This is a genomic window from Pantoea agglomerans, from assembly GCF_021397715.1.
GTDB classification, from domain to species: domain Bacteria; phylum Pseudomonadota; class Gammaproteobacteria; order Enterobacterales; family Enterobacteriaceae; genus Pantoea; species Pantoea astica.
This window is the reverse complement of sequence record NZ_CP090207.1, coordinates 4,089,999-4,107,746: the sequence shown is the minus strand read 5'-3', so window position 1 is coordinate 4,107,746 and position 17,748 is coordinate 4,089,999. Positions and strand designations below refer to the sequence as shown.

The window sequence follows — 17,748 nt, the reverse complement described above, 5'->3', positions numbered from 1 at the left end:
AAATGAAACGTAATCCACTCTGGCGGGTCTGGCTCTGCTCTGTTTTACTGCTGGCCTGCAGCGCGCAGGCCAATGCCAGCGGCTGGGAGACTTTTAAAAGTCGCTTTGTGACCTCAGAAGGGCGGATCACTGACACCGCCAATAACAACGTCAGCCACACCGAAGGTCAGGGTTATGGCATGTTGCTGGCGGTGGCCAACAACGATCGCGCCACCTTCGATCGGCTGTGGCAGTGGACGCGCAGCCAGCTGCGTAATCCGCAGACCGATCTCTTCTACTGGCGCTACGTGCCAGGCAGTGACAACCCGGTCGCCGACAAAAATAACGCCTCGGATGGCGATGTGTTGCTGGCCTGGGCACTACAGCGTGCTGCACAGAAATGGCAGGTGGAGAGCTACCAGCAGGAATCTGACCGTATTCAGCGCGCCATTATCAGGCTGGATGTCACGAGTTTTGGCGGCCACACCGTGATGCTGCCGGGTGCGCAGGGCTTTAACAAAGTCAGTTATGTGGTGCTCAATCCCTCTTACTTCCTGTTTCAGGCGTGGCGCGAGTTTGGTGAACACAGCCATCTTCAGGTCTGGGATAAGCTGATTAACGATGGCTTTGATCTGCTGGGTAAGCTGAGCTTTGGCAAAACCGGGCTGCCAATGGACTGGGTCGCACTGAATGCCGACGGTTCGGTTGCCCCGGCCGTCGGCTACTCGAACCGCTTCAGTTACGATGCGATTCGCGTGCCGCTGAACATCTGGTGGTATGACCCGCACAGCCTGGCACTGGTGCCGTTTCAGCGCGTCTGGCAGGGTTACAGCCGCATGCTGACACCCGCCTGGTTCGACGTGCTGGCGAATGCCCCTGCACCTTACCATCTTGAGGGCGGACTGCTGGCGGTACGTGACCTGACGCTGAATGAAACCGGCTATCTGAGCGATAAGCTGGCTGCGGATCAGAACTACTTTTCTGCCAGTCTGCAGTTGCTGACCTGGCAGGCGTTTCAGGAGAAGCGCTGATAACCAGCAGAATGGCGGCGCTGGCCGCTGTTCTGCCACCGACAGCCACGCGCTCACAGGGAGCAGGCGCCGCGCCTGCTCCGCCTTTAACTGCCGGGTCACGGCTCTGCAGCCCGGCGGTTACGCGTTACTGCGGATAGGCGACCCAGTCGCCGCCGTTCAGCCTGATCCAGGGTTTGCCCTGATACATCATCACCACCGCACCGTCATTTTCCGACACCACCGGCGTCTGCGGCAGCTTGTCAGTCAGCACCGACATATTCACATTCGGGGCATTAAAAACCTGCCCATCTACGACGCGCGACACAATCTCTGATAAGGCCAGCAGGCTGGTTGGCGCATCAATGTTCAATGGCTGAGCCTGATGCGGCGCCTTCATTCCGACGAACTTAATGCCTACCGGTACGTGAGTAATATCCGGGCTGGGAATATCGCGCAGGCCGGACATCTGCATCTTATCTCCCTGCAATGCTGCGCCATGCTCAGGCACTACCATTACCATCACCCGTCGGCCCGACTTCTCCAGTTGCGTCATAAAGGCATCAAGCTGATCGAAAAGTAGTTGCGCGCGCGGCTTCCACGGCGCGGTTTTGGTGCTGCCGAGTTCGCGGGTGCCGTCGTGCAGCGGGATCAGATTGTAGAAAGTGGCGCTGCGCGCATCGCTGCTTTTGCTGCGGTCGTCCAGCCAGCGCTGCATCAGTTGCGCATCGTTGAAGACCGGCGAGCCGTCGAATGATGTCAGTTCTGGTGTGATACCCGCCTGTGACATCAGCGGTGCCTGAATATCGCCGCCTTCGCGCACCTCCTTCAGGTAGTTACCGAATACGCCGGTGTGATCCATCATCAACTGCTCTTTAAAGCCCAGCTTCGCCAGATTGTCGAACAGATAGCAACGCGGATCGGCAGGTTTATAGAGATCGCTATGCGAGGTCTGGCCACAACTGGCACGCAGCAGTCGGATGCCTGCCGGTCCGCTGTAGCTGGTTGCGGCGTTATAATTGCTCAGCATGATGTCGAAATGCTGCCACAGCGGATGGTTACGCAGCTGAGAAGCATCCATATCAGACCAGGCGAGCGAACAGATATTGATCACCAGGATGTCGAAAGGCTGCGAATCGGCGGGCAGATTGTCGGGAAAATGCGTCACGCGCTGGCGTTCACTTTCATGAAAGCGGTTCAGCCAGGCGGTGAGATTTGCGCTGGTCGGCGGCGCAGACTGCTCCAGACCGTCCGGCGTGGCGGCTGGCTGGCCGCCGCTGGGCGTCTGATTCAATACAACCTGTGGCGTGGCCGTCCGGGTCGGCAGCAGCGACATCGCCGGGCCAGCAATCGTCAGCACGTTAAGCCAGATCAGCATCAGCGAAACCAGCACCGTGATGCGAATCCATTGTGAAACAAACAGATAGAGAACCAGCAGCACAAAGGCGGCCCCCACCATTTGCCAGTTAATAAAGCGATCGGCCAGGTCGAGCAGATAGGCCGCAGAGAAGCCCGCCAGCTGATCGCCCTGGCTGAGTATGCTGCTGAGTCCTGGCAGCCAGGTGTCGTGCCAGAACAGCGCGATGCCAACCGGAATCGAGATCAACTGGCGGATGCGATGCAGGCGCGCCGAGGGTAACGGAAAAAGCAGCCAGGCGAGAAACACCAGATTGCTCAGGGCGTGAAAATTGAGATAGCCATACCACAGCAGGCCGAACTTCAGTAAAAAGTAGAAATTCCAGCCGCCCAGTCCGCGCCAGGAGGACCAGAAGCGGGAAGAGGAGGCCGCCGCAGGTTGATCAGTATTCATTAATTTTTTCTATCCGTTTCAGAGGATTGACGCTGCCAGTGACCTTCCGATTTAAGCGCGCGCGCCGGCAACAGGCGATTCATGATGCCGTTCCAGCGACGGGGTAGCCATTTTTGATATAACGGCTTTAAAAACAGCAGGATAACCAGAATAAGTAGCGCAATTTGTACCCAGTCCATCAGATTCATCAGGCTTTGTTCTCCGGCAATAAAGTGATGGGCTGCGGTGCAGCGCGTTCATCTGTTTCAGGCCGGCTCTCAACGGCGGCGCGGACCGTCTCTGATACCGGAGTCAGATCCTGAATTGCCATCGGCGTCAGTTTCTTGATATTGCTGACTTCCGCGAGGATCTGATTATCCTCAAACCAGACCATCCGGTTAGCAAACAGCTCGTCGTGAGGCAGAGAAAAGATATATTTCAATGCTTTATCAAGGTCGTTGTAGCGGCAGGAAGAGAGGAAAAGGATGACACGATCTTCCAGCACCGTGACCAGGTCGCCAAAGCGGCGCGGTTTACAGAGCGTCAGGATTTGCTGAGGCTTAAGCTGTGGCACCGGCCGCAACGCGACCAGCAGGCCCTTATCATTTTCCGGCAGCAGGGTATTGCTGATCAACTGGCCGACTGACTGACAGAAGGCGTCGAGACGCAGGTAGCCTTTCTCATGCAGAGGCTGCAACGAAGCGGTTAACGCCTCAAGACTGGCGGGAACGCGACGGTTAAACACCTGTCCCTGAAGGCCCTCCAGCGTGGTCAGAAAGCGCGACAGTGTGGCGTTGGTCGGGACGATGGCGTTCACACCGCAGGCCAGCAGCAGACGTTCGTCGCTATAACGCAGGCTGGCACCCATCTCGCGCACCACAATTTTCAGGCCGTTGCCGCGTGTACGACGCAGGCTGTGCACCATCTTCGCCAGTTCGTTGATATATTCGCTGCGGGTCAGGCTGAAAATCACCGTTGCGGCATTGGCCTGCTGCGCCCGCAACCAGACCTGTTCATTATCCTCGAACAGTTGCCACTGGCGTGAAAGCGGCGGTGCGCCCTCGAGCACGATGTTGTCCGCAAGATAATGCTGCTCGTCGTTGAGGCTCAGCGGTTCCTGCTTTTCATTTAAGGTAAAAAAGCGTTCATTTTCACAGCCCAGACGTATTGCCCGATCGGCAAGCAGGCGTTCCGCGGTATACCACCAGTTAATTCGATACTGCCAGCTATCCTGCTGAAAGCTCAAATGCGCAACGCCATCCAGCTGACGAAAATAACGCTGAAGATGATTACTCAGATTTATTATTGTGGCGCCGGAGGTCACGATTAAAAGGGTGAGCTTTCTTTTATGCAGCGTCTGACGCATGCCCTTTATCCAGCGGGATAATTCTGCGTCATCAAGCTTATCCCATTGCGCTGTGTTGCTATTAAATATCACTAACCCATTTTTACTGCCGAGCGTGCGCAGAAAATCACTTTCCAGCTGCAACAAACTGCCTTTGCTTTTGGAAAGAGAAAACAGCGGGATACGATCGGGTCCGCCAATGGGGTCGGGCGTCAGTAAATCACGCGGTGGCTGGTCAGCGCTGATCAGCGTTACGGCCTGCTGATGTGAAATTACCTGTCGAATAAAAGTGCGGGCGTCATCCTGCCGCGCACAGGTCACCCAATAACAGCCAGGCGTTTGCAATGCCGTTAATTCAGGCTGAACATGCAACAGCCCCAGCGAAAAAGAATTTTTCATATTGAATTCGTTATTTTTCCAGTCCAGGCTAGCTTATTATAGACAGGCCGGGATGTAACCTGAGAAATTTAAACATTGCTAATCACAGGCCGGCTCACATTGTTCTGCAATTGCCGCGTTTCTGGAAATGTTTTTCAACTTTCCTTTACGCGCAGTCCGTCATCCTGAGTGTGACGTTGTTTTATTTTTGGCGAACAGTAATGAAAAACCACAATCTCTATAACCCTGTTGCCGCTGATGGCGATCGTCAGGATGATATTAGTGCGTTGCGTGATGCGTTTTCTTTGCACTCTTTCCGCTATGTCGACATTGCGCGGGAAGAGCGCCTGAAAGCGATCGTGTCGCGCTGGCCGCTGTTAGCGGAAACCCTTGCCAGCCAGTCTGAGACCGATCGCTGATGCCGCAGATCGCGCTTCAGGGCGTACGGGGCGGCGTCGGCACGACTTCTCTTTGTGCCGGATTGGGCTGGGCGCTGGCGGCACTCGGCGAGCGAGTATTGTTGATCGATGGCTCCCCGGTCAGCCAGCTCGGCGTGCATTTTAATCTGCCCGCTCAGCAGGATAATGGCTGGATGAAAGCACTTTGTGAGGGCGGTGACTGGCAGCACAGCGGGCTTCGCTATCCCGATGGTCCTGATTTGCTGCCTCATGGGGTGCTTTCCCATCAGCATGCTTTGACTATTGCCAGACAGAATGAGGCGATCGCCGCGCCGCTGCTCCAGGCATTGCCGGACCTGCGGGCGCGCTATCAGTGGATTATTTTCGATTTGCCTGCCGATACCCTGCCCTGGCATGAAACGCTCTATCCGACGCTGGACAGCCTGTTGTGCGTCACTCAGCCAGACGCGAATTGCCATTTGCGGCTTAGCCAGCGTCAGTTCCCGGCGCGCACCCGTTTTATTATCAATCAGTTTAATGCCAACAGCCGTCTGCAGCAGGATCTTCATCAGCTCTGGATGGCCTCGCTGAATCCGCTGATCCCGCTGCTGATCCACCGGGATGAGGCGCTGGCAGAAGCGCTGATGATGAAGCAGCCGGTCGGCGAATACCGGCCACATGCGTTGGTCAGTGAAGAGATCATCACGCTGGCAAGCTGGCTGCTGCTCAATCTGAATGGAGTGAGCTCTTGAATCCGTTGTGCTGGCTGTTAACCGCGCCCGCCTGGCAATCGCTGCACAGGGGCTACACCACCGCACGAGGCAATGGCGCGTCCCGCTTCGCCAGTGCGCTCCATCTGTTCTGGTCGGTGCTGGGCCTGATGCTGCTTCGCTTCGAAACGCCGGGCTGGCAGCGGATTATTCAGCAGCGCCGCCGGCTCTATCCGCACATTTCGCCGGAGCGGCCGCGACCACTGGATATCCTGCGCTATCTGATCCAGACGCTGTGGCTTTTGGTGATCCTGCCGCAGAGCGATCGCGCTCGTGGCGGTTTCCGCGGCCTCGGTGCGCTGTCTGGCTGGCGCCATCATGGCTACCGCTGGCTGGACAGGGCCGTTGCCCACTCACAGACCCAGGGAATCGATGTGCGCATCGAACAGTGGCTGAAGCGGCTGTCGCCGCTGGTGCGACGCAGCCTCTTCGCCGTCACCGCCCTGTTTGCCACGTTGCTGGCGCTGCTCTGTATCAGCCAGCCCTTTGGTCTGATGACGCAGTTTATCTTTGTGGTACTGCTCTGGAGCCTGGCGATGCTGGTACGACGCGTACCGGGGCGTTTCCCGACCATGATGCTGATTGTGCTGTCGCTGACCGTATCGTGCCGCTACCTCTGGTGGCGCTATACCTCGACGCTGAACTGGGACGATCCGCTGAGTCTGGTGTTTGGTCTGCTGCTTATTGCGGCAGAGACCTACGCCTGGGTGGTGCTGGTGCTGGGCTATTTTCAGACGCTCTGGCCGCTTAACCGTCAGCCGGTGTCGATGCCTGTCGATCGGGATCAGTGGCCAGGCATCGATCTGCTGGTGCCAACCTACAACGAACCGCTCAGCGTGGTCAGACCCACCATCTACGCTGCCATGGGCATCGACTGGCCGAAAGACCGCCTGAATATCTATCTGCTCGACGACGGCGACCGGCCGGAATTCCGCGACTTTGCCGCCAGCGTGGGTATCAACTATGTCGTCCGTCCCACCCATGAGCACGCCAAGGCCGGCAACATCAATCACGCGCTGAAAAAGTACTGCCGCAGCGAATTTGTGGTGATTTTCGACTGTGACCATGTACCGACGCGCGCCTTTTTGCAGATGACCATGGGCTGGTTTATTAAAGATCCCCGGCTGGCGATGATGCAGACGCCGCATCACTTCTTCTCGCCTGATCCGTTTGAGCGCAATCTCGGGCGGTTTCGTCGTACGCCCAATGAGGGTTCGCTCTTTTATGGGCTGGTGCAGGACGGTAATGATACCTGGGATGCCACCTTTTTCTGCGGCTCCTGCGCCGTGCTGCGCCGCAGCGCGCTGGATGAAATTGGCGGTATTGCGGTGGAAACCGTTACCGAAGATGCCCATACCTCGCTGCGTCTGCACCGGCGCGGCTACACCTCTGCCTACATCCGCATTCCTCAGGCGGCCGGACTGGCGACCGAAAGTCTGTCAGCGCATATCGGACAGCGTATCCGCTGGGCACGCGGTATGGTGCAGATCTTCCGCCTTGATAACCCGCTGTTTGGTAAGGGGCTGAAGTGGGTACAGCGGCTCTGTTATGCCAACGCCATGCTGCATTTTCTCTCTGGCATTCCGCGGCTGGTCTTCCTGCTGGCGCCGCTGGCGTTTCTGCTCTGTCATGCCTACATCATCTACGCGCCTGCACTGGCGATCGCCATTTATGTTTTGCCTCATATGCTGCATACCAGCCTCACCAACTCGCGTATTCAGGGACGCTGGCGACATTCTTTCTGGAGCGAGGTCTACGAGACGGTGCTGGCCTGGTATATCGCCCGGCCTACCACCGTGGCGCTGTTCAATCCTCATAAAGGGAAGTTTAACGTCACCGCAAAAGGCGGGCTGGTGGAGGAGCAGCATCTGGACTGGGTGATAACCAAGCCCTATATGCTGCTGGTGCTGCTCAACCTCGCGGGGGTATTGATGGCGTTCTGGCGCATGCAGCACGGTCCGGCCAATGAGGTACTGACGGTATGGGTGAGCCTGATTTGGGTGCTCTACAACATGATTATTCTTGGCGGTGCGGTAGCGGTTTCGGTTGAAGCACGGCAGATCCGTGAGGCGCACCGGGTGGAGATCGCCATGCCGGCCGCCATTGCACGCGAAGATGGTCATATGCTGCCCTGTACGCTGCGTGATTACTCTGACGGCGGTGTCGGGCTGGAGATGCGCGAGCCGGATGCGCTGCGGGAGAATGAAAAAGTGTGGCTGCTGCTGCGTCGTGGACAGCAGGAGTTCAGCTTCCCGTGCCAGGTGCAGCGTGTCTTTGGCCACCGTGCTGGCGTGCGTCTCCATCAGCTGACCACCCAGCAGCATATTGAATTTATCCAGTGTACCTTCGCCCGCGCCGATACCTGGGCGCTGTGGCAGGACGGTTTTCCGGAAGATAAACCGGTGCAAAGCCTCGCCGATATCATGATCCTCGGTTTCAAAGGTTACCTGCGCCTGGCGGAATATGGCCCACCGCAGTTACGTCGGCTGTTTAACCTGCTTACCGTTGGGGTGAGCTGGCTGGCCTCGCTGTTGCCACAAGGCATCGGACGTGTGCCGGCTTCAAAAAACGCATTGAGTTGATGATATGACGATACCGAGAGTAAACAGGTGGTTTGCCGCTCTGCTGCTGGGCAGTGCAACGTTAAGCTGTGCCGCCGCGCAGGAGGACGTGCCCGCAAACATCAATGGTGTAACGCCTGTGCAATCTTTACCGCAGGATAACGGCGCACCGCTGCGGAACAGCCAGCTGAGCTTTGCCCAGCTGGCACCGCCGCCAGGCAGCATGACGCTGCGTGGCACCCGCACCACCGGACAGATTGAGTTCGGTGTGCGTAGCGATGAGGTGGTGACGCGCGCGTTGCTGAACCTCAGCTTTCGGCCTTCGCCCGCACTGCTGCCGACGCTGTCGCAGCTGAAGGTTTATCTCAATGATGAGCTGGTCGGTCTGATCACCCTGACGCCGGAACAGCTGGGTAAAGAGACCCAGACGCAGCTGTCGATAGATCCGCGTTACATTACCGACTTTAACCGCGTGCGTTTCGAGCTGGTGGGCCACTACGCCAACGTCTGTGAAAATCCTGCCAATAGCGCAATCTGGCTGGATATCGGCAAACAGAGCGGCATCGATCTGACGCTGCAAAAACTGCCGCTGAAAAATGACCTCTCTCACTTTCCCGAACCCTTTTTTGATTCGCGGGATACGCGACCGCTGACCCTGCCGATGGTGTTCAGCGCCCAGCCGGATGTCACGCAGCAGCGGGCCGCCGCCATTCTTGCTTCCTGGTTTGGCAGCAAAACGGGCTGGCGCGGGCAGCGCTTTCCGGTGCTCTACAATCAGCTGCCGCAACAGCAGCATGCGGTGGTGTTTGCCACCAACGATGCGCGCCCGGATTTTCTGAAAGATCTGCCGCCGGTGGCGAAACCCACAGTAGAGATTGTCAGCCAGCCCGATAATCCGTATGAAAAAATGCTGCTGATTCTGGGACGCAATGATGAGGACTTGCTGACGGCGGTTCAGGGTATCGCCCAGGGTGAGCTGCTGCTGCGCGGCGATATCTCAACCATCGACAGCGTTAAGCTGCTCTCCCCGCGCCAGGCCTATGACGCACCTAACTGGGTGCGAACCGATCGCCGCACCACTTTCGCCGAACTGACGCAATATGAGAATCAGTTGCAGTCTGATGGGGTGCAGCCTAATCCCGTTAGTCTGACCCTCAATCTGCCGCCCGATCTCTTCCTGGTTCGCGCGCGCGGTATCGATATGGATCTGAGCTATCGCTATACCGCGCCTTTCCAGTCGGATGGCTCACGGCTGGCGGTCAACCTGAATAATCAGTTCATTCAGGATTATCCGCTGCCGCCGAAAAACACCACGGGTCAGCAGCTGCTGCATATTCCGCTGATACAGGGAATGCTGGACAAGAGCCATGAGCTGCTGATTCCGGCGCTGCGCCTCGGGGTAGTGAATCAGCTGCGCTTCGATTTTGATTACGCCAACATTACCATCAGCGGCAACGCGGATGGGCGCTGCGAAACCGCAACGCCGATTACGCATCATGTGGTGGTGGACGACAATTCCAGCATCGATTTTTCCGGCTATCGCCACTACATCGAAATGCCGTCGCTGCGCGCGTGGGCGAATGCGGGCTTTCCGTTCAGCCGCTACGCCGATCTGGCGCAAACCCTGGTACTGATGCCGCCAAAGCCCGATGCAGAACAGGTCAGCACGCTGCTGAATACGTTGGGCAATATGGGTGCGCAAACCGGCTATCCGGCGCTGCGCGTTCAGTTGACCGATGACTGGGACACGGCGAAGAAGCAGGATGTTGATCTGCTGATGATCGGCGTCATCCCTAAAGATCTTCAGGATGACCAGCAGATCCCTGCGCTGGTTGACGCTACCGCCAGCTGGCTGAAAGAGCCTGTGCGACGGATCACTCCGGAGGTGAACCCACAAAGTCAGCGCGAGCAGGCGGCAGAAAGCACGACGACTATCAGCTCCCGCGGCCCGCTGGCAACAGTGATTGGCTTCCAGTCACCTTTTTACGATCAGCGCAGCGTTGTCGCGTTGCTCGCCGATGGCACGCCGCGCAGCTGGCAGTTGCTCAACGAGGCGATGGGTGACAGCGGCAAGCGTGGCACGATGTCTGGCTCCACCGTGGTGATCCGCGAGTCAGGGGTTAACAGTCTGCGCGTGGGAGAGAGCTACTACGTTGGTCATCTGCCGTGGTGGGAGCGTCTCTGGTCGCTACTCTCAATCCATCCCTTCTGGCTGGCACTTTGCGCACTCTTTGTGGTGGTGCTGTTCGCGCTGATGACCTGGCGTCTGATGCGAATTATTACCCGTCGTCGTTTACTGGATGAAGATGAATAACGCCCGGGTGCTGCGGGCAGGCATGCTGCTCGGCGCACTGAGTGCGCTGCCGGGGCTGGCTGCACCGGTCGACGGACCGGAGGTGTCGCCGGTCGAATGGTTGCTGTCACAGGTACGCACCGGCGAGTCGACCAACAAATACGATCTGGTGCAGCAATCGCTCTACCGGCTTGAGAAGATCGATCCCGATAATCCGCAGGTGCTGGCGGCTCGCCTGCGGCTGGCGCTGCGTCAGGGCGATATCCCTAAAGCGCAGATGCTACTGGAGCAGCTGAAAAAGGTTGCGCCCGACTCGGCCGCGACGCGTGAATCAGCCGTCGGCCTGACGCTGATGTCGTCGGATGGGCGGCAGCAGCTACAGCAGGCGCGCCTGCTCGCCACTTCGGGGCACCTGGCGGAGGCGAAAAGTGCTTACGATGCGTTGTTCGGCGGGGTTTTTCCGGATGCAAATACGGCGCTGGAATACTGGCGGCTGCTGGCACGCATTCCCGGTCAGGAGAGCGTCGCTTACCAGCAGCTGCAGGCGCTGGAGCAGCGCTACCCGGGCAATATCGGGGTTGAGCTGCAAATTGCACGCATGGCATTTGATCAACAGCAGCCGGCGCAGGCGATAGCGCAGTTGAAAAAGCTGGCAAACAGCAACGGCGGACGCGCCGCCGCCGCCGATCTCTGGCTGCAGCAAATCAACGATCAGCCGGTCAGCGACAGCAGCGTGGCGCAGTTAAAGGCTTATCTGGCTGTCTTTATCGACGGCGACGCACACCAGCAGGGCGCCGATGTGCTGGCGAAGCAGCAGGCGCAGCTCGCCGATCCCGCCTATCGCGAACGGATGCGTGGCCTGGCGCTGGTCGAGGCGGGCGATGTCAATAATGCAATGGCAGCGCTTAGCCGGGCAGTGAAGGATAACCCCAACGACGCCGAATTGATGGGTGCAATGGGGCAGACTCAGGCACGCGCCGGCCATCGTGATGTGGCGGTGCTCTGGCTGGAGCGCGCCGTTGAGGCGGGCAAGCAGAGCACGTTGATCGGCAAATGGCAGTCGCTGCTGCAGACTAACCGTTACTGGCTGGCGGTCGAACAGGGCGACAAGGCGCTGGCGCAGCATGACGTTGAGGGAGCCGAACGCGCTTACCGCGCCGCACAGAAAATTGATAGCACCTACAGCTATGCCCTGATTGGCATGGGCGATGTGGCGATGGCGCGTAAAGATGCGGCAGGTGCCGAACTGTTCTGGCAGCATGCGCTGCGGCTTGACGCGACCAACACCACCACCGTGCGTCGCCTGGCCGGGCTTTATCAGGCCGAGTCGCCTGCCCGCGTAATGCAGTTTATCAGTACGCTACCTGCCGCGCAGCAGCGCGAGATGGCGGGAACGTTGCGCGCGCTACGCAGTGACAGTCTGCGCGCCGAGGCCGATGCGCTCGCCCGACAGAATAAATGGCCGCAGGCGGCAGAGAAGTATCGGGCGGCGCTGGCGTTGCAGCCGGATGACGTCTGGCTGAGTTATCGGCTGGCGAGCGCGCTACGCGACGGTGGGGCCACCCAACAGGCGGATGCGCAGATCGCGACGCTGCAACAGCAGCATCCCGGAGATGCGACTGCGGTCTACGCCGCCGCACTCTACCTTTCCAGCCGGGATAATGATGACGCCGCACTGGCAACGCTGCATCGCCTGCCTGAAACGCAGTGGAACAGCAATATGCATGAGCTGGCTGACCGGCTCGGGCAGGATAAAATTTTTGCCAGCGCTGAAGCGCTTCGTGCGGCAGGGCAGGAGCCGGCAGCGGTGATGCTGCTTTACCAGCAGCCGGTTTCCAGTCGACGCGACCTGACGCTGGCCGACTGGGCGCTGGCTCGCGGGGATGCGCAGCAGGCACTGGAGACCTATCAGCAGGTGCTGTCGCGCGAGTCGGATAGCGGCGACGCAGCGCTGGGACGAATCGAAGCGCTGGTCGCGCTCCAGCGCACCGGTGAAGCACGGCAGGCACTTGAGCAGCAGCCAGCCCAGCCCAACACTCTTAATGCCGATCGCCGCGCCGCGCTGGCATGGCAGGCGGTGGGCGAAACCACGCAGGCTGCCGTGCGCTTTGCCAGCCTGAAGCAGCGCGCTGCGTCACTGCCGCCTTCACAGGATAAGGCACTGGTGTTTCGTGATGCGGCCCGGCTGGAGCGCACATAGCAGCAGCCAGAGATCGCACTGGCGGATTATCGTCAGGCGATGACAGCCAGCGGTATCGGCAGCGGCGAAAGTATCAGCCGCGCGACACGCACTCAGGCCCAGGATGACTGGCTGAAGCGCAGTATTCGCAGCGACACCGCCGATCTCTATCGTCAGCGTGAGACCACGCTGACGGTGCAGCAGGATTATTCGCGCAATAAGGGTACGGCTGGGGTCTCCGACTTTACTGCCCATACCACCATGCTACAGGCGGAAAGTCCGTTTGCCGACGGACGCGGTTTTTTCCGTCTCGACCGGGTGGACGTCTCGGCAGGGAGTTTTTCCACCCGCAACGGCAGCTTCAACGAGCAGTTTGGTAGCTGCGACGACGCCAGTTCCGGCGGATGCAGCCGCGATGCCAGTCAGCGCGCCGAGGGCACCGCGCTGGGCGTCGGCTGGCATAATGACCGCTGGTCAGCGGATCTGGGTACCACGCCGCTGGGCTTTGAGGTGACCAACTGGACCGGCGGTCTGAGCTGGAAAACTGACGTCAGAGATCTTGGCGTGACGCTGACCGCCTCGCGACGGCCGATCGCCAGTTCGCTGCTTTCCTATTCGGGCGCGCGCGATCCAGCGACCAACGGTGGAAAAAGCTGGGGCGGCGTAGTGGCAACGGGTGGCAGCATCGGGCTGAGTTACGATCAGGGTGGGGCGCACGGTGTCTGGGGCGACATCAGCGCGCATCAGATCACCGGTAAAAACGTTGCGGATAACAGTCGCGAGCGCTTAATGGCCGGCTACTACTACAAGCTCATTAATAGCGATAATCGCCGGGCCACCGTCGGGCTGAACAGCATGCTCTGGCACTACCAGAAGGATCTCAGCGATTACACCTTCGGTCAGGGCGGCTACTACAGTCCGCAGCAGTATCTCTCCTTTTCCGTGCCGGTCACCTGGCGACAGCGTACGGAAAACTGGTCGTTCGACCTGGGCGGCTCGGTTTCCTGGTCACATTCGAAAACCGATGCGCAGCAGCGCTATCCGGTCAATCCCGGTTTTACCCTTGCCAGCAATCCCGTTTCCGCCAGCAGCACCGGTAGCGGCACCGGGTATACGCTGCAGGGCGTGGTTGAACGTCGTATCACGCCCGACTGGTTTATCGGGGTGGGCGTCGATATTCAACAGGCGAAAGACTATACCCCAAGTCACGGGCTTATTTACGTGCGTTACTCTGCCGCTGGCTGGGAAGGGGATCTGGATATGCCGCCACAGCCGCTGACCCCTTACGCGGATTTCAAATAATCCCGACCGGGAAAAAGCCGGACTTTTCAGACGGTAAAAAAGTCAGTTTATGGGATATACTGGCGGGCATTGTACTGTCTGCTATCTGGGCTTTTTTCATCGTCAGGAGAGAATTTTTGCGGGTAAGCCGGTCACTTACGATAAAGCAGATGGCGACGGTTTCGCTGGTTGCGGTTATCACCATCAGCATCTTTATCGTCATCCAACTGTTTCATTTTGTGCAGCAGCGCAGGATTGACTACGCCCAGCAGATGGAGAATATCGCTCATACCGTGCGTCAGCCGCTCTCGGAAGCGGTACTGAGAGCCGATATTCCGCAGGCCGAACGCATTCTTCACTCACTGAAGCCCGCCGGGATTTTATCGCGTGCCGATGTGGTGCTGCCCAACGCCTTCCAGGCGCTGCACGCTGACTTTGAAAACGAAAAACCGGTGCCGCGGCTGGTGGCGCGCCTGTTTGAGCTGCCGGTGCAGATAACGCTGCCGCTCTACTCGGTCGAGAATACCGGCCTGCCGAAACCTCTCGCCTATCTGGTGCTGCAGGCTAACTCGACCCGCGTTTACCAGTTCATCCTCAGTACTCTGTCGACCATGATCACCACCTATCTGTTGCTGGCGCTGATTCTGTCGGTAGCGATCAGCTGGTGCATTAACCGGCTGGTGGTGCATCCGCTGCGTAATATCTCGCGTGAACTGCAGGAGCTGCCGCCACAGTCGATTCTGACCCACAAACTGACGCTGCCGCCGAGCCATCGCGACGATGAGATTGGCATGCTGATCCGCAGTTACAATCGTAATCAGCAGGTGCTGGAATCGGTACACGATGAGATGAGCCGGCTGACCACCCATTTTGACGTCACCGACCTGCCCAACCGGGCGCTGTTTCTGGCGCTGGTCGATCAGTATATGTGCAACCCTGACCAGCCACTCGGCCTGATGGTGATCCGTATTGAGACCCTGCAGGAAGCCAACGGCGTGCTGAGTGATGAGCAGCGTGACACGCTGATGCTGACCCTGGTCGAGAAGATCCGCAGCACGCTGGATGACCACACGCTGCTGGCTCAGACCGGCACCAGCGATTTCGTGCTGCTGATGAAGCGCGCCAGTAATCCATTCCGCGCGCTGCGGCTGGCGCGCAACCTGATGATTCGGCTTAACCAGCCGGTGAATCTGCATCAGTTGCAGCTGCGACCTAACGCCAGCATCGGGCTGGCGCTGCGCGACGACCAGCCGCTGAGCGCCAATGAGCTGCTCGATCGCGCGACCTCCGCCATGATGTCGGCGCGTCATCAGGGGAAAAATCAGATTCTGTTCTTCGATGCGGCATTAACCGAGCGGGCACAGAAACGCCTGACCCAGGAACACGATATTTTGCAGGGGCTGCATGACGATCAGTTCGCGCTCTACCTGCAGCCGCAGATTGATATGCGAACCGGCGAGCTGGCTGGCGCGGAAGCGCTGCTGCGTATGCGTCAGCCGGACGGCAGTTTTGGCCTGACGGAAGAGTTTATCGCCAGCGCGGAGGAGATTGGCGTCATTACCGCGATTGGCCGCTGGGTATTTGAAGAGGCGTGCCGGATTCTGGCAGGCTGGCAGCGACAGGGCATCATGCTGCCGCTTAGCGTCAATATTTCTGCCGTTCAGCTGCGCGATACCGCGATGGTCTCCCATCTGCAGGCGCTGCTGACGCGCCATCAGATTGCGCCCGGCACCTTTGTGCTGGAGATGACGGAAACCGCCCATATCGGTGATGCCGAGCAGGCGATCTCGCTGCTGCGGATGTTGCAACAAACCGGCGTCGCGGTGGCGCTGGATGATTTTGGCATGGGCTATTCCAACCTCAATTCGCTGCATCAGTTAAAAGCTCTGCCGGTCAATAAGCTCAAGATGGATCGCAGCTTTGTGGCGGCGCTGCCCGTTGATGACACCATGGTGCGCATCGTGGCGGCGATCGCTGACATTATTCACCTGGACGTGATTGCTGAAGGGGTCGAAACCGCTGAGCAGCGCGACTGGCTGCTGGCGCGCGGTATCTACATCGGTCAGGGTTACCTTTATGCTGAAGCGCTGCCGGTAGCGCGATTCAATCAGGCATGGATTGAAAAACCCTCACTGACGGAATAATTGCCTGATTCATTGATTTTGCGAGAATTTTAGTTACAAAACCCCATGCTGAAGCGTTTCAGTTCAGAATTACGTCGGTATCATTTCCCGCTGGTTTGTCAGCCTGTATTAATCACGTAAACAGAGTGTTATTTTCGGGTTACTGTCAGGCGCCGCCTGTGTTGCCCGTCAGTCACAATAACGAATCCGACAACATCACCTCACGGCGTTAGTGGACACCTGTTTATGAAAACCTCACTTTTTAAAAGCCTCTATTTCCAGGTGCTGATGGCGATTGGCATCGGCGTTTTGTTAGGCCATTTTTATCCGGAACTCGGGACCCAGATGAAGCCGTTGGGAGATGGCTTTGTTAAATTGATCAAGATGATTATCGCCCCGGTGATTTTCTGTACCGTGGTGACCGGCATTGCCGGGATGGAAAGTATGAAAGCGGTCGGCCGCACCGGTGCGGTGGCGCTGCTCTATTTTGAAATTGTCAGTACTATCGCACTGATTATCGGTCTGGTGGTGGTCAACGTGGTGCAGCCGGGTGCCGGGATGAACGTCGATCCGGCGACGCTGGATGCCAAAGCGGTGGCCATGTATGCGCAGCAGGCGGAACAGCAGGGCGTTGTGGCGTTCCTGCTGGATGTGATCCCTAACAGCGTGATCGGTGCTTTTGCCAGCGGTAACATTCTGCAGGTGCTGCTGTTCGCCATTCTGTTTGGTTTCGCACTGCATCGCCTCGGCAACACCGGCACGCTGATTTTCAACGTGATTGAAAACTTCTCGAAAGTCATTTTCGGCATTATCAATATGATCATGCGGCTGGCGCCTATCGGGGCCTTTGGTGCCATGGCGTTCACTATCGGTAAGTATGGCGTGGGTTCGCTGGTGCAGCTCGGCCAGCTGATTATCTGCTTCTACATCACCTGTATTCTGTTCGTGGTGATTGTGCTGGGGCTGATTGCGCGTCTGTTTGCCGGTTTCAGCATCTTCAAATTTATCGCGTACATCAAAGAAGAGCTGCTGATCGTACTGGGCACCTCCTCTTCCGAGTCTGCGCTGCCGCGTATGCTGGATAAGATGGAGCGGCTCGGCTGCAAGAAATCGGTGGTGGGACTGGTGATACCGACCGGTTACTCCTTCAACCTGGACGGGACCTCGATCTACCTGACCATGGCGGCGGTGTTTATCGCCCAGGCCACCAATGCGCACATGGATATCTTCCATCAGATCACGCTGCTGGTGGTGCTGTTGCTCTCCTCGAAAGGGGCAGCCGGGGTGACGGGCAGCGGATTCATCGTGCTGGCGGCAACGCTCTCCGCGGTGGGACATCTGCCGGTGGCCGGACTTGCGCTGATTCTGGGTATCGACCGCTTTATGTCTGAAGCCCGTGCGCTGACCAATCTGGTGGGTAACGGCGTGGCGACCGTGGTGGTGGCAAAATGGGTCGACCAGCTGGATCAAAAACAGCTGAATGACACGCTTGCTGGCCGGAATAAGGCGAAAAAAGCGTCTGAACCTTCCGTTTAATCATTGATTTTCACTTAAATCCCGACAAATGCCCGCTGTCGCTTGCCCTGACAGCGGGCATTTGGATAATAAACCCTACTTGTTTTTTTTGACGTTTTTCACTTCG

At 58.2% G+C, this 17,748-nt stretch carries 10 protein-coding genes and 1 pseudogene; 8 read left to right on the top strand and 3 right to left on the bottom strand.

Annotated features, from left to right (window positions below):
* Nucleotides 1-2: 2 nt before the first annotated feature.
* Nucleotides 3-1,010, top strand: a complete 1,008-nt coding sequence (locus LZU96_RS19455) for a glycosyl hydrolase family 8 (protein ID WP_233985688.1) — start codon at nt 3-5, stop codon at nt 1,008-1,010.
* Nucleotides 1,011-1,137: 127 nt separating this feature from the next.
* On the opposite strand, the gene bcsG is transcribed toward LZU96_RS19455, so the two are convergent.
* From bcsG to bcsE, 3 genes are read right to left on the bottom strand one after another with little or no spacing between them, the layout of a single operon-like run.
* Nucleotides 1,138-2,799 (bottom strand): cellulose biosynthesis protein BcsG, encoded by a 1,662-nt coding sequence (gene bcsG / locus LZU96_RS19450; protein WP_233985687.1) that lies wholly within the window; start codon nt 2,797-2,799, stop codon nt 1,138-1,140.
* On the bottom strand, nt 2,799-2,987 hold the full coding sequence (bcsF, locus tag LZU96_RS19445) for a cellulose biosynthesis protein BcsF (protein WP_010257418.1): 189 nt from the start codon (nt 2,985-2,987) through the stop codon (nt 2,799-2,801). The genes bcsG and bcsF overlap by 1 nt, the downstream gene beginning before the upstream one ends.
* Entirely contained in the window at nt 2,987-4,522 is a 1,536-nt protein-coding gene (gene bcsE / locus LZU96_RS19440) for a cellulose biosynthesis protein BcsE (RefSeq protein ID WP_233985686.1), read from the bottom strand. Before bcsE ends, bcsF begins: the two co-directional genes overlap by 1 nt.
* A gap of 200 nt (nt 4,523-4,722) precedes the next feature.
* On the opposite strand from bcsE, the gene bcsR reads away from it, so the two are divergent.
* The 7 genes and pseudogenes from bcsR to LZU96_RS19405 all read left to right on the top strand — a co-directional run bounded on the left by bcsR (nt 4,723) and on the right by LZU96_RS19405 (nt 17,642).
* The gene (gene bcsR / locus LZU96_RS19435) at nt 4,723-4,920 is read left to right on the top strand and encodes a cellulose biosynthesis protein BcsR (RefSeq protein ID WP_010257416.1); all 198 of its coding nucleotides are present in this window, start codon (nt 4,723-4,725) and stop codon (nt 4,918-4,920) included.
* A complete protein-coding gene (bcsQ, locus tag LZU96_RS19430; protein WP_010257415.1) occupies nt 4,920-5,651 on the top strand; it encodes a cellulose biosynthesis protein BcsQ in 732 nt (243 codons plus the stop codon). Before bcsR ends, bcsQ begins: the two co-directional genes overlap by 1 nt.
* A complete protein-coding gene (gene bcsA / locus LZU96_RS19425; RefSeq protein ID WP_233985684.1) occupies nt 5,648-8,251 on the top strand; it encodes a UDP-forming cellulose synthase catalytic subunit in 2,604 nt (867 codons plus the stop codon). Before bcsQ ends, bcsA begins: the two co-directional genes overlap by 4 nt.
* Before the next feature lie 4 nt (nt 8,252-8,255).
* Complete coding sequence (gene bcsB / locus LZU96_RS19420; protein WP_233985682.1) at nt 8,256-10,544, top strand: cellulose biosynthesis cyclic di-GMP-binding regulatory protein BcsB; 2,289 nt, start codon at nt 8,256-8,258, stop codon at nt 10,542-10,544.
* Nucleotides 10,537-14,004, top strand: a pseudogene (gene bcsC / locus LZU96_RS19415) (cellulose synthase complex outer membrane protein BcsC). Before bcsB ends, bcsC begins: the two are co-directional and overlap by 8 nt.
* A gap of 116 nt (nt 14,005-14,120) precedes the next feature.
* Nucleotides 14,121-16,127, top strand: a complete 2,007-nt coding sequence (hmsP, locus tag LZU96_RS19410; RefSeq protein WP_233985681.1) for a biofilm formation regulator HmsP — start codon at nt 14,121-14,123, stop codon at nt 16,125-16,127.
* A gap of 225 nt (nt 16,128-16,352) precedes the next feature.
* Nucleotides 16,353-17,642 (top strand): dicarboxylate/amino acid:cation symporter, encoded by a 1,290-nt coding sequence (locus tag LZU96_RS19405; protein ID WP_233985680.1) that lies wholly within the window; start codon nt 16,353-16,355, stop codon nt 17,640-17,642.
* Nucleotides 17,643-17,748 lie beyond the last annotated feature (106 nt).

Bases quoted from the DNA above. Each gene is read 5' to 3' on its own strand.
- LZU96_RS19455 (WP_233985688.1), top strand. From the start codon at position 3: ATGAAACGTAATCCACTCTGGCGGGTCTGGCTCTGCTCTGTTTTACTG.
- bcsE (WP_233985686.1), bottom strand. From the start codon at position 4,522: ATGAAAAATTCTTTTTCGCTGGGGCTGTTGCATGTTCAGCCTGAATTA.
- bcsB (WP_233985682.1), top strand. From the start codon at position 8,256: ATGACGATACCGAGAGTAAACAGGTGGTTTGCCGCTCTGCTGCTGGGC.
- bcsF (WP_010257418.1), bottom strand. From the start codon at position 2,987: ATGAATCTGATGGACTGGGTACAAATTGCGCTACTTATTCTGGTTATC.
- bcsR (WP_010257416.1), top strand. From the start codon at position 4,723: ATGAAAAACCACAATCTCTATAACCCTGTTGCCGCTGATGGCGATCGT.
- bcsG (WP_233985687.1), bottom strand. From the start codon at position 2,799: ATGAATACTGATCAACCTGCGGCGGCCTCCTCTTCCCGCTTCTGGTCC.
- LZU96_RS19405 (WP_233985680.1), top strand. From the start codon at position 16,353: ATGAAAACCTCACTTTTTAAAAGCCTCTATTTCCAGGTGCTGATGGCG.
- bcsQ (WP_010257415.1), top strand. From the start codon at position 4,920: ATGCCGCAGATCGCGCTTCAGGGCGTACGGGGCGGCGTCGGCACGACT.